This is a genomic window from Actinophytocola gossypii (assembly GCF_025165815.1).
Taxonomy (GTDB): domain Bacteria; phylum Actinomycetota; class Actinomycetes; order Mycobacteriales; family Pseudonocardiaceae; genus Actinophytocola; species Actinophytocola gossypii.
On sequence record NZ_JAFFZE010000017.1, the window covers coordinates 199,870 to 211,699 of the forward strand.

Sequence of the window (11,830 nt, forward strand, 5' to 3'; positions counted from 1 at the left end):
CCAGGACGGACCGAACCACGCACGCCGTTGCACCGCCGGCACGTACACTCCGCGCGTGGCGGTCTGTGATCATGTCGAAGGGCTGGTGGCCGTCCCGTCCGGCCCGTTCTACGGCCCGCTCGCGCACGGTTTCGCCTGCGGCGCGCACCTCCCGGTACACGTCTCCCGCCCCTGGAACACGCTCGACGACCCGGTCCGCGACCACCAGTCCGCCCGCGCCTCCCTCGCCGACGGCTGGGGCGTCACCACCGCGGCGGCCTGGCAGCGACAGGTCGACCTGCTCCTCACCGCCGCCGAGGTCCCCGACGGCCCGAACGCCGTGCTCGACGCCCGCCGCCGGCTGCTGCGCGAGCACGGCACCCGCGACCCGACCGCGTGGCGCCGGGCCGTCCCCACCGAACTGGTGCCGCTGGTCGGCGTGATCACCCGGTACGAGGCCAGGTTCCGCGCCGACGGCGTCCTCCCGCCGGACGGCGTCGTGGACTCGGTGCTCGGCTACGACTTCGGCCAAGCGGTCAACCTGGCCCGCTGGGGCCACGGCGCCCGGTTCTGCGACCGGCGCACCGCCGAGGCCGCCGTGCTGCGCGCCGGCGAGCTGTGCCGGCGGCACTACCGCTCGTGGGCCGACTTCTCCGCCGGTTACGCCCTCGGCCGGGTGCTCCGGTTCGACCAGGAGCAGTACGGCCACATGTACCTGTCGGTCCGCGGCCCGCACCGCCTGCTGATGACCGAGCCCTCCAGCCCGTGGTGCCACCTGCCCTTCTAGGCTCCACTGACGTGGGACGACTCATCGTGATCGAGGGCCTCGACGGCGCCGGCAAGCGCACCCTGGCCGAGAAGCTGACCGCGTCGGTCGACGGCCGCGTGGCCCGGTTCGCCTTCCCGCGCTACGGCGAGGACGTCCACGCCGACCTGGTGCGCGAGGGCCTGCACGGCCGGCTCGGCGGCTTCGGCGACGAGGTCTACGGCATGGCCATGCTGTACGCGCTCGACCGTCGGGGCGCCGCCGAGGACATTCGGAACGCGTTGCGCGGCAACGACGTCGTCCTGCTCGACCGGTACGTCGCCTCCAACGCCGCGTTCGGCGCCGCCCGTCTGCACCAGGACGCGCGCGGCGAGTTCGTCGACTGGGTCCGGGCGGTGGAGATCGAGCGGTTCGGGCTCCCGGTGCCGGACGCCCAGCTGCTGCTGCGCGTCCCGGTCGACGTGGCCGCCGAGCGCTCCGCCCACCGCGAGCACACCGGCGACCGCGACCGCGACACCTGGGAGTCGGACCAGCCCCTGCAGACCAGGGTCGCCGCCGTCTACGACGGCCTCGCCGAGGACGCCTGGCTGTCCCCCTGGCACGTCCTCGACGGCACCGCCACCCCGGGCGTCCTCCCCGCCATCGGCTAGGGCGCTCCGACCAGGTCCGCCCCCCAGCGCTCGATCTCCGCGTCGATGTCCAGCCGGCCGATCGTGGGGGACTCGCTCATCTCCGCGGTGACCCGGTCCCTCGGCACGAACCAGGAGACCTCGAACTCGATGCCGTCCGGGTCCTTGCCGTACAGCGACTTCGACACCGCGTGGTCCGACGAGCCGATCAGCGCGCCCGCCGCCGTCAGCTTCTTCGCGAACTCCGCCAGCTCCGGCAACGTGTTCACCGACCAGGCGAGGTGGTACAGCCCCGCCACCGTCCCGCCGGAGTGCTGCGCGTTCCCGCGCACCGCGAACAGGCCGAGGTCGTGGTCGTTGTCCGAGTCGGCAGCGCGCAGGAACGCCGCCGTCGCCCGCTCGTGCACCACCCGGAACCCCAACACGTCCCGGTAGAACCCCACGCTCCGCGCCACGTCCCGCACGTAGAGCACAGCGTGGTTGAGCCTGCGGATGCCCATCTTCCCGACCTCCAAGGCCCCCCGTGGTCCCTCAACGTTGATGAATCAACAGGTAAACCGCTCGGATAACGGCGGGCGTTACACTCCGCCCACCCCGCCCTGGCGGGTCCCACACGAACGACACTCACGAAGTGCGACGATGTAACCATGAAGGCACGTGTGCTGGTAGTGGACGACGACCCGGCTCTGGCCGAGATGCTGACCATCGTGCTGCGGGGCGAGGGATTCGACACCGCGGTGGTCGCCGAAGGCAACCGGGCGTTGCCCGCCTTGCGGGAGTTGCGCCCCGACCTGGTGCTGCTCGACCTGATGCTGCCGGGCATCAACGGGATCGACGTGTGCAAGGCGATCCGCGCCGAGTCGGGCGTGCCCATCGTGATGCTCACGGCCAAGAGCGACACCGTCGACATCGTGCTCGGCCTCGAGTCCGGCGCGGACGACTACGTGGTCAAGCCGTTCAAGCCGAAGGAACTGGTCGCCAGGGTCCGCGCCCGGCTGCGTCGCACCGACTCCGAGCCCGCCGAGATGCTCACCATCGGCGACCTGGCCATCGACGTGCCGGGGCACGAGGTGACCAGGGACGGCGTCGCGATCCAGCTGACGCCGCTCGAGTTCGACCTGCTGGTGGCGCTCGCGCGCAAGCCGCGTCAGGTGTTCACCCGCGAGGTGCTGCTCGAGCAGGTCTGGGGCTACCGGCACGCGGCGGACACCCGCCTGGTGAACGTGCACGTCCAGCGCCTGCGGTCCAAGGTGGAGACCGACCCCGAGCACCCCGAGGTCGTCCTGACCGTCCGCGGCGTCGGCTACAAGGCGGGACCACCGTGACGTGAGACGGTACTTCCGGGCGGTGGCCGACGCCGGCGCGCGGGCCGTCGAGTTCTGCCGCCAGCGGGTGGCCTACTTCGGCGAGCTGTGGCGGCGGTCCCTGCAGGTACGGGTCGTGGTCAGCACGCTCGCGCTGTCCTCCGCGGTGGTCTTCGTGCTGGGTACGTTGCTGCAGAACCAGATCACCGACCGCCTCCTGGAGACCAAGGAGGAGGCCGCGATCGCGGCCACCCGCGACTCGGTGCAGGTCGCCGAGGCCGAGCTGGCCGGGGTCAACCCCAACGCCGACGCCGTGCGCGCCCGGCTGACCAGCGCGCTGAACCAGCTGACCAGCTCCTCGCCCAACGGCGACACCGCGAACTCCGCGGCGGGCGCGTTCGAACCGGTGCTGGCCAGCGACTCGCAGGCGCTGGCCGAGACCGGCAACACGATCCACGTCGGCCAGTACGAGGACGTCCCGGACAGCCTGCGCCACTTCGTGCAGAACCACCAGGTCGCGGTGCAGATCCACACCGTCGACCGGGCGTCCGGGCGCACCACGTTCCTGATCGTCGGCGCCCCGTTCGGCACCGCGAACCGGCCGATGCAGCTGTACATGCTGTTCCCGCTCACCGCCGAGCAGCGCACGGTCAGCGTCGTCCAGTCCACCCTGCTCGTCGGCGGGCTGGTGCTGCTGCTCCTCCTCGCCGGCATCGCGAACCTGGTGACCCGCCAGGTGGTCCGCCCGGTGCGCGCCGCCGCCCAGGCCGCCGAACGCTTCGCCGGCGGGGAGCTGGACGAACGGATGGCGGTGATCGGCGAGGACGACGTGGCCAAGCTCGCCGAGTCCTACAACGAGATGGCCGAGAGCATCGAGCGGCAGATCCGCCAGCTCGAGGAGTTCGGCACCCTGCAGCGCCGCTTCACCTCCGACGTCTCGCACGAGCTGCGTACCCCGCTGACCACCGTCCGGATGGCCGCCGACGTGCTGCACGCCTCCCGCGAGCAGTTCCCGCCCGGCCTCTCCCGCTCCACCGAGCTGCTGGTCGACGAGCTGGACCGGTTCGAGGCGCTGCTCGCCGACCTGCTGGAGATCAGCCGGCTGGACGCGGGCGTGGAGGAACTGGTCGCCGAGCAGGTCGACCTGCGGCCGATCGCGGTGCGCGCGGCCAGGGCCGTCGGCACCATCGCCCGCACCGCCGGCAGCGAGATCGTGCTCGACCTGCCGGACGAGGAGGCCACCGCCGAGGTCGACGCCCGCCGCGTCGAGCGCGTGCTGCGCAACCTGCTGGCCAACGCCGTCGACCACGGTGAGGGCCGCCCGGTCCGGCTGCGGATGGCGTTCGACGACGAGGCGCTCGCGGTGACCGTCCGGGACTACGGCATCGGCCTGCGCCAGGGCGAGGCGGAGCTGGTGTTCAACCGGTTCTGGCGGGCCGACCCGTCCCGCAACCGGCACACCGGCGGCACCGGGCTCGGCCTCGCGATCAGCGCCGAGGACGCCCGGCTGCACGGCGGCCGGCTCGACGCGTGGGGCGAGCCCCGCAAGGGTGCCTGCTTCCGGCTCACGCTGCCGCGCCGCCAGGACGTCCCGACCGAGCGCACCCCGCTCGGCCTGCCGCCGCCGGACGCCGACCTGGACCCGGATGACCTGGTCGGCACCGCCCCGTCGGTCGGCGACGCCATCCGCGTGTCGGTGCCGAGCGAGCCGGAGGAGCCGGCTCAGATCCCGCCGCCCGCGCCGGCCTGGGAGGAGGTTCGATGACCAGATCGCGTGCGTTGCTGATGGTGTTGTCGGTGCTGCTGGTGGCCGGCTGCTCGTACATTCCCGATTCGTCCAGCCCGCACGCGGTGCGCGACGACGGGCAACAGCCGCAGCCCACGATCGCCGAGCCGGACCCCGGCCTGGACGCCTACGACCTGGTGCGCGAGTTCATCCACAAGTCCGGCAACCCCGAGGCCGCGGCGATGTACCTCACCGAGGACGCCAAGCGGACCTGGGACGCCGACGCCGCCCCGAAGATCATCTCGGACACGTTCGCGACGGTGCCGAACCGCAAGCCATCGGTCGGCGACACCGGCACGCCGGAGGACGGCGTCAAGACGGTCACGCTGCAGGTGACGCTGATCGGCCGGCTCGGCTCGGACCACGCGTTCGTGCCGGAGATCGAGGACGAGCGGTACAACGTGCTGGTCGAGCAGCAGCCGAACGGGACCTGGCGGATCTCGCACCCGCCGAAGACGCGGTTCGTGCCGCTCAGCGACTTCGAGACCAGCTACCGGAGCGTCACGGTCTACTACTTCGATCCCGACCTGCGGGTCACCGTGCCCGACATCCGGTACGTCGCCGCCGAGCCGGTCCGCGGGCTGCCCTCCCGGGTGATCAACGTGCTGCTGTCCGGCCCGTCGGACACCATGCGCCGGTCGGTGGTCTCCCCGCTGGAGGGGGTCAAGCCCAGAACGAACGTGGTGCCCGACGACAGCGGCATCCTGCCCGTCGACCTGACCTCGGTCGGCGACAAGTCACTCGAGCAGCGGAAACAGATGGCCGCGCAGATCGTGCTGTCCCTGCAGGCGGTGACGTCGAACCGGCTGCGGATCATGGTCGACGGCGCCGACCTGGTCCCGGGCCACCGCGACTGGCGGCTGCGCGACCTGCCGGCCTACGACGCGCCGACCAAGCCGGACTCGGACCTGTCCGGCCTGGTGGTGGCGGACGGCGTGGTGCGGTCCCTGCGGAACGGCAGCCCGATCGAGGGCCCGGCGGGCAACGGGTCCTACCTGGTGCTCAGCGCGGCCCAGTCCGTCGACGGTGAGCACCTGGCCGCGGTGGTGAGCACGGCCGCGGGCCCGCTGCTGCGGGTGGGCGAGTTCGGCGGCTTCCTGGAGGAGGTCACCGGTCTGGAGGCCGCCACGATGACCAGGCCCACCTGGCTGGTCAGTACCTCCAAGGAGGTGGATCCGACCGAGGTGTGGACGGTCGCCGACGGCGAGGTCGTGCGCGTGGTGCGGACGAGCGAGGAGGGCTGGAAGGCGATCCAGGTCAGCTCGTCGGAGCTCGTCACCTTCGGCGCGATCACCGACCTGCGGCTGTCCAGGGACGGCACCCGCGCGGCGATCGTGGCCGGCGGGCGGGTGGTGGTCGCGTCGGTCGTGCGGGACGACAAGGGCTCGGCGAGCCTCCGGTACCCGAGGCAGCTCCAGCCGACGTACGTGCAGACCGCGGTGGGGGTGGACTGGGTCAACCAGGAGACGCTGGTGGTGGGGACGCAGGACCGGGCGCTGCCGGTGCTCGGCATGTCGGTGGACGGGATGAAGGTGGAGATCTTCGACCGCAACAACCTGCAGCCGCCGATCAGCGCCATCGCCGCGGCCCCCGACCGGGACGTACTGGTGACCGACAGCGGCGCGATGTCCAGCGCGCCGGGAGCGGACCAGCTGTGGCGCCAGCACCCGCACGGCCAGGGCCCGGACTCGATCCCCTTCTACCCAGGCTGACCTGCGCGAACCTCGTCTGTCGGTGCGTGGTGCCATGATTCGCTCATGCGTTCGTTCCGTGCACTGACCGACCTGATCGTCCCGTCCCGCTGCGCCGGGTGCGCCGCTCCCGGCGGCCCCTGGTGCCCCGACTGCGCCCGCACGCTGGCGGGTCCGATCCCGGTGGTCCGCCCCGCCCTGCCCTCCGCGCACGCCCTCGGCCTGTACCGGGGCGCGCCCGCCGCGCGATCCTCGCCTACAAGGAACGCGGCCGCCGCGAGCTGTCCCGCCCCCTGGGCCGGGCGCTGGCCGCCTGCGTACCCGACCTCCTACCTCGCCCGCCGACAGTGCCGCCGAGGCTGACCCTCGTTCCCGCCCCGTCCCGGCCGGCGGCGGCCAGAAGGCGGGGTGGCCAGCACATGCTCGCCATAGCCGACCACTGCGCCCGCGCCCTGCGCGCGTCTGGAGTGGACGCCCAGGTCGCGCCCGCCCTCCGCCTGCACGCCCTGGCACGCGACTCGGTGGGCCTCACCGCCGAGGACCGCACCGCGAACCTCGCCGGCCGCCTACGCCCGGTGCCCCGCCGGGCGCCGCCGCAGGACATCCCCGTCCTGCTCCTGGACGACGTGATCACCACCGGCGCGACCGCGGTGGCCTGCACCGAGGCCCTGGCGTCGATCGACGTCCGGGTGACCGCCGTCCTGACCCTGACGACGGTCGCCTGACCCTGAGGACCGTCGCCTGACCCTGAGGACCGTCGCCTGACCCTGAGGACCGTCGCCTGACCCTGAGGACCGTCGCCTGACCCGGTGTCGCCGCCAAGCCCTACCGCCGGGTAGCCCCCGCGAGGGGGCGTGACCATACCCCCTCGCTCCCGAATTTCCCTGCCAAGCAGGCAAAAACCGCCGATCACGTTCGTGGTCGATCGGTCCTTGTGACACCACGGCACGTTCCCGTCGACAACCTGTTTCACCACGTGGATACCCCCGTCCGAGTGAATTCGACACGGGAACTTCAGCTCGAAGTTGATCGTTGTCCATGTATGGAACACCGGCACACCTACGCTCCGGAGCCACTGCTCCCGGCCGCGAAGATCACGCGGTGTGCCTGGTACGGCTGGCGGAACGCGATTTCCCCCAGCTGGGCAAACGATCACCGGCAGCCAGCCGCACCGACCCGCGGCGATGTTGCTCTGCGTAAGCGACACCGGGCGGCGAAGTTCCCTCTCCGAGGGGGCTTTTGCGGACGCACAAGCCAAGCTAACGTGCCCGCTATCAGCTTTCCCGGTTCGCAGGGAGGAGGCGAGAAGCCCATGATCCTGGCGCCGGAGGAGCCAACGAGGACACCAGTCCTCCAGCCCTTTCGCGATCTGGCCGTCCACCAAACCTGGACCCCAGATTCCGGCGCCGAAGTTCGCTCACACTAGCTCGCATCCACGCGAGGGAGGTCGTGTATGGACATCGTCGTTAAAGGCCGCAACGTCGAGGTGCCCGATCACTACCGGGCGCACGTCGAGGAGAAGCTGGCTCGCCTCGAGCGGTACGACCGCAAGGTCATCCGCTACGACGTCGAGTTGTTCCACGAGCCCAACCGCCGGCAGGCCAAGAACTGCCAGCGCGTGGAGATCACCGGCATGGGAAGAGGCCCCGCCGTTCGGGCGGAGGCGTGCGCCGGCGACTTCTACGCCGCACTCGACGCGGCGGTGACCAAGCTCGAGAACCGGCTCCGCCGGCTGCACGACCGCCGACGCGTGCACTACGGGCGCCGCAGCCCGTCGTCCGTCGCCGAGGCCACCGCGACGCCGCTCGCCGACGGCAACGGGGTCAGCGGGACCAACGGCCGGCGCGCGCAGACCGCCGTCCTCCCCGCGCCGGCCGAGGAGTACCTCGGCACCGGCTCCGTGCCAGAACCGCGCTGGGACGGCGCCGACGACGACAACCTCCCGGGTCGCGTGGTGCGCGAGAAGGAGCACTCCGCCCACCCGATGACCGTCGACCAGGCCCTGTACCAGATGGAGCTCGTCGGCCATGACTTCTACCTGTTCAACGACGCGGCCTCCGGCCAGCCCAGCGTGGTGTACCGCCGCAGAGGATTCGACTACGGCGTGATCCGCCTGGTCTGACGACCGCGGCCCGCTGAGCATCGGGGAGGCCCCCGGGTGACGGAACCCGGGGGCACACCCGTGTGCGCCGACCCGACCAGCAACCCCGCATAGCATGAGCCCCGACACCACCACGTCGACACCGCCTACGATGGCAGGTGACGAGGCGCCCCCGCCGGGCGCGTGACGACCAGGCTAGTGAGGTTGACCTGATGGTGCTGTCCCGGATACTCCGCGCAGGCGAGGGTAGGACGCTCAAGCACGTGAGCAAGGTCGCGGACAAGGTCAACGAGCTCGGTCCGTCGATCGCCGACCTGACCGACGCTCAGCTGCGCGCGAAGACGGACGAGTTCCGCGAGCGCTACGCCAAGATGCGCGAGGTCGACGACGAGGACGACGGTGCCACCGACTTCGACGCGCTCGAGGAGCTGATGCCCGAGGCGTTCGCTGTCGCCCGCGAGGCGGCCACCCGGGTGCTCCAGCAGCGGCACTTCGACGTGCAGCTCAAGGGCGGCGCCGCGCTGTTCCTGGGCAACGTCTCGGAGATGAAGACCGGTGAGGGCAAGACGCTCACCGCGGTCCTGCCGTCCTACCTCAACGCCATCTCCGGCAACGGCGTGCACGTCGTCACCGTCAACGACTACCTGGCCAAGCGCGACGCCGAGTGGATGGGCCGCATCCACCGCTTCCTCGGCCTCGAGGTCGGCGTGATCCTCTCCCAGATGAGCACCGAGGAGCGGCGCCGCGCCTACAAGGCCGACATCACCTACGGCACGAACAACGAGTTCGGCTTCGACTACCTGCGCGACAACATGGCCAGCGGCATCGACCAGATGGTGCAGCGCGGGCACAACTTCGCCATCGTCGACGAGGTCGACTCGATCCTCATCGACGAGGCGCGCACCCCGCTGATCATCTCCGGCCCGGCCGACCAGTCCTCCCGCTGGTACATCGAGTTCGCCCGGATCGTCGAGCGGATGGACGGGATCGACGTCACCGGCATGGCGCCGCGGGAGAAGGACGCCCGGGCCAAGGAGATCGCCGACAAGCACTACGAGGTCGACCGGAAGCGGCGCACGATCGGCGTCAGCGAGAAGGGCGTGGCCTTCGTCGAGGACCAGCTCGGCATCGACAACCTCTACGACGCCGGGAACACCCCGCTGGTCGGCTACCTGAACAACGCCATCAAGGCCAAGGAGCTGTACCTGCGCGACAAGGACTACCTCGTGCGCGACGGCGAGGTGCTCATCGTCGACGAGTTCACCGGCCGCGTGCTGGCCGGCCGGCGGTACAGCGAGGGCATGCACCAGGCGATCGAGGCCAAGGAGCAGCGCACCGACAAGTCGGTGGAGATCAAGGCGGAGAACCAGACGCTCGCCACGATCACCCTGCAGAACTACTTCCGGCTCTACGACCGGCTCTCCGGTATGACCGGTACCGCCGAGACCGAGGCCGCGGAGTTCTGGAACACCTACAAGCTGCACGTGGTGCCGATCCCGACGAACCGGCCGATGGTCCGGGTCGACCGCACCGACCTGATCTACAAGACCGAGCCGGCGAAGTTCGAGGCGCTCGCCGACGACATCGCCGAGCGGCACGAGAAGGGCCAGCCGGTGCTGGTCGGCACCACCAGCGTCGAGCGGTCGGAGTACCTGTCGAAGCTGCTGGTCAAGCGGAAGATCCCGCACAACGTGCTGAACGCCAAGCACCACGAGAAGGAGTCGGCGATCATCGCCGAGGCCGGGCACGCCGGCGCGGTCACCGTCGCCACCAACATGGCCGGTCGAGGCACCGACATCGTGCTCGGCGGCAACCCCGACCACCTCGCGGAGAAGGCGCTGCGCGACAAGGGCCTCGACCCGATCGAGACGCCCGAGGAGTGGTACGCGGCGCTGCCCGACGCGCTGGAGCGGGCGCGTGAGGAGGTGCGCGCGGAGGCCGAGCAGGTGCGCGAGGCGGGTGGTCTGTACGTGCTCGGCACCGAGCGGCACGAGTCGCGGCGAATCGACAACCAGCTGCGCGGCCGGTCCGGCCGGCAGGGCGACCCGGGCGAGTCGAGGTTCTACCTGTCGCTCGGCGACGAGCTGATGCGCCGGTTCAACGCCCAGTTCGTCGAGCGCGTGATGACCACGATGCGCGTGCCCGACGACCAGCCGATCGAGGCGAAGATGGTCTCGAAGGCGATCAAGAGTGCGCAGACCCAGGTGGAGCAGCAGAACTTCGAGGCGCGCAAGAACCTCCTCAAGTACGACGAGGTGATGAACCAGCAGCGCAAGGAGATCTACGCCAACCGCATGCGGGTGCTGGAGGGCGAGGACCTGCGCGATCACGTCGACAACATGATGGAGGAGGTCGTCGGCGACTACATCCAGAAGGCGACCGCCGACGGCTATGCGGAGGACTGGGACCACGAGAAGCTGTGGTCGGCCCTCAAGGAGCTGTACCCGATCTCGCTGACCTGGGACCAGCTGACCGACGAGATGGAGGACCGAGGCGACGACCTCACCGCCGAGAACCTCCGCGAGGCGATCCTCACCGACATCCGCCGTGCGTACCGCGAGCGCGAGGCCGACATCAACAGCAAGGTGCCCACCGACGCCGAGGGCCAGGAAGGCATGCGGCGCCTGGAGCGCATCGTGATGCTGGACGTGCTCGACCGCAAGTGGCGCGAGCACCTGTACGAGATGGACTACCTCAAGGACGGCATCGGCCTGCGAGCGATGGCGCAGCGCGACCCGCTGATCGAGTACCAGCGGGAGGGCTACGACATGTTCAACACCATGCTCGACGGCCTCAAGGAGGAGTGCATCACCCTCCTGTTCCGCGCCCAGGTGGCCGAGCCCCAGCAAGCCGGCCAGCCGCAGCAGCAGCCAGCCGCGGCCCCCGCCGCCCGCGCCCAACAAGCCGCCGCCCGAGCCACCACCCAGCCCAAATCCACCCCCCCGCCGCCCGCGCGCCAGGAGGACAAGATCCCACCCGCCCTGCGCGGCGGCCTCCGCCCGTCCGAGCAGCAGTACACCTACTCGGGCCCGGCCGAGGGCGGCGGCGTCCAGTCCCGAGGCGGCCAGTCCAACGGCGGCAACGGCCAGAAGCCCGGCCAGTCCGGCGCCACCCGCCGTGAACGCCGAGCCGCCGCCCGCGACGCCGCCAAGAAGGGCAAGAAGGGCACCCGCCGCTGACCCACGCACCTCGCCCCCCGCGGACCCCGGCCCGACACAACGACCCTTCGGTCCGGGATCCGCGGAGTAGCCAGTAGGGCCCCCGCGACTCCCACCCTCCCGGAACGTACGACTCACCGCCCCGGAACGTACGACTCGCAAGCTCCGCGAGTCGTACGTTCCCGTTGCGCGAGTCGTACGTTCCCGTCGCGCGAGTCGTACGTTCCCGTCGCGCGAGTCCCACGTTCCGGCTGCGCGAGTCCACGCTTCCGGAACGTACGACTCGCCGTCCCGGAAGGTACGACTCGCGACCTTCGCGAGTCGTACCTTCCCGTGCTCGAGTAACACCAGAGGCCCAGCCGGCGCCCGGCCTCCTGGGGGGGCTCCGCTGGGGCTTGATCCGCTCGCGCGGAACT

The 11,830-nt window shown here is 71.0% G+C and carries 10 protein-coding genes; 9 read left to right on the top strand and 1 reads right to left on the bottom strand.

Features of this window, described 5'->3' with window-relative positions; all coding sequences use genetic code 11:
* Positions 1-55: 55 nt before the first annotated feature.
* Both JT362_RS24520 and JT362_RS24525 read left to right on the top strand, forming a co-directional pair.
* Complete coding sequence (locus JT362_RS24520) at positions 56-766, top strand: DUF1266 domain-containing protein (protein ID WP_260194040.1); 711 nt, start codon at positions 56-58, stop codon at positions 764-766.
* Between the two features lie 11 nt (positions 767-777).
* A complete protein-coding gene (locus JT362_RS24525) occupies positions 778-1,395 on the top strand; it encodes a dTMP kinase (protein ID WP_260194041.1) in 618 nt (205 codons plus the stop codon).
* On the opposite strand, the gene JT362_RS24530 is transcribed toward JT362_RS24525, so the two are convergent.
* A complete protein-coding gene (locus tag JT362_RS24530) occupies positions 1,392-1,874 on the bottom strand; it encodes a VOC family protein (RefSeq protein ID WP_260194042.1) in 483 nt (160 codons plus the stop codon). The two genes, JT362_RS24525 and JT362_RS24530, sit on opposite strands and share 4 nt — an antisense overlap.
* Positions 1,875-2,021: 147 nt before the next feature.
* On the opposite strand from JT362_RS24530, the gene mtrA reads away from it, so the two are divergent.
* The 7 genes from mtrA to secA all read left to right on the top strand — a co-directional run bounded on the left by mtrA (position 2,022) and on the right by secA (position 11,435).
* On the top strand, positions 2,022-2,699 hold the full coding sequence (gene mtrA, locus JT362_RS24535; RefSeq protein ID WP_260194043.1) for an MtrAB system response regulator MtrA: 678 nt from the start codon (positions 2,022-2,024) through the stop codon (positions 2,697-2,699).
* Position 2,700: 1 nt separating this feature from the next.
* Positions 2,701-4,443, top strand: a complete 1,743-nt coding sequence (gene mtrB / locus JT362_RS24540; protein ID WP_375546552.1) for an MtrAB system histidine kinase MtrB — start codon at positions 2,701-2,703, stop codon at positions 4,441-4,443.
* Positions 4,440-6,176, top strand: coding sequence for an LpqB family beta-propeller domain-containing protein (locus tag JT362_RS24545; protein ID WP_260194044.1), 1,737 nt, complete (start codon positions 4,440-4,442; stop codon positions 6,174-6,176). The genes mtrB and JT362_RS24545 overlap by 4 nt, the downstream gene beginning before the upstream one ends.
* Before the next feature lie 45 nt (positions 6,177-6,221).
* On the top strand, positions 6,222-6,518 hold the full coding sequence (locus JT362_RS24550; RefSeq protein WP_260194045.1) for a hypothetical protein: 297 nt from the start codon (positions 6,222-6,224) through the stop codon (positions 6,516-6,518).
* A 56-nt stretch (positions 6,519-6,574) separates the two neighbouring features.
* On the top strand, positions 6,575-6,880 hold the full coding sequence (locus JT362_RS24555; protein WP_260194046.1) for a ComF family protein: 306 nt from the start codon (positions 6,575-6,577) through the stop codon (positions 6,878-6,880).
* Between the two features lie 728 nt (positions 6,881-7,608).
* On the top strand, positions 7,609-8,277 hold the full coding sequence (gene hpf, locus JT362_RS24560) for a ribosome hibernation-promoting factor, HPF/YfiA family (protein ID WP_260194047.1): 669 nt from the start codon (positions 7,609-7,611) through the stop codon (positions 8,275-8,277).
* Positions 8,278-8,468: 191 nt separating this feature from the next.
* Complete coding sequence (gene secA, locus JT362_RS24565; RefSeq protein WP_260194049.1) at positions 8,469-11,435, top strand: preprotein translocase subunit SecA; 2,967 nt, start codon at positions 8,469-8,471, stop codon at positions 11,433-11,435.
* Positions 11,436-11,830: the final 395 nt, after the last annotated feature.

Bases quoted from the DNA above. Each gene is read 5' to 3' on its own strand.
- JT362_RS24530 (WP_260194042.1), bottom strand. From the start codon at position 1,874: ATGGGCATCCGCAGGCTCAACCACGCTGTGCTCTACGTGCGGGACGTG.
- mtrA (WP_260194043.1), top strand. From the start codon at position 2,022: ATGAAGGCACGTGTGCTGGTAGTGGACGACGACCCGGCTCTGGCCGAG.
- JT362_RS24545 (WP_260194044.1), top strand. From the start codon at position 4,440: ATGACCAGATCGCGTGCGTTGCTGATGGTGTTGTCGGTGCTGCTGGTG.
- JT362_RS24550 (WP_260194045.1), top strand. From the start codon at position 6,222: ATGCGTTCGTTCCGTGCACTGACCGACCTGATCGTCCCGTCCCGCTGC.
- JT362_RS24555 (WP_260194046.1), top strand. From the start codon at position 6,575: ATGCTCGCCATAGCCGACCACTGCGCCCGCGCCCTGCGCGCGTCTGGA.
- hpf (WP_260194047.1), top strand. From the start codon at position 7,609: ATGGACATCGTCGTTAAAGGCCGCAACGTCGAGGTGCCCGATCACTAC.
- secA (WP_260194049.1), top strand. From the start codon at position 8,469: ATGGTGCTGTCCCGGATACTCCGCGCAGGCGAGGGTAGGACGCTCAAG.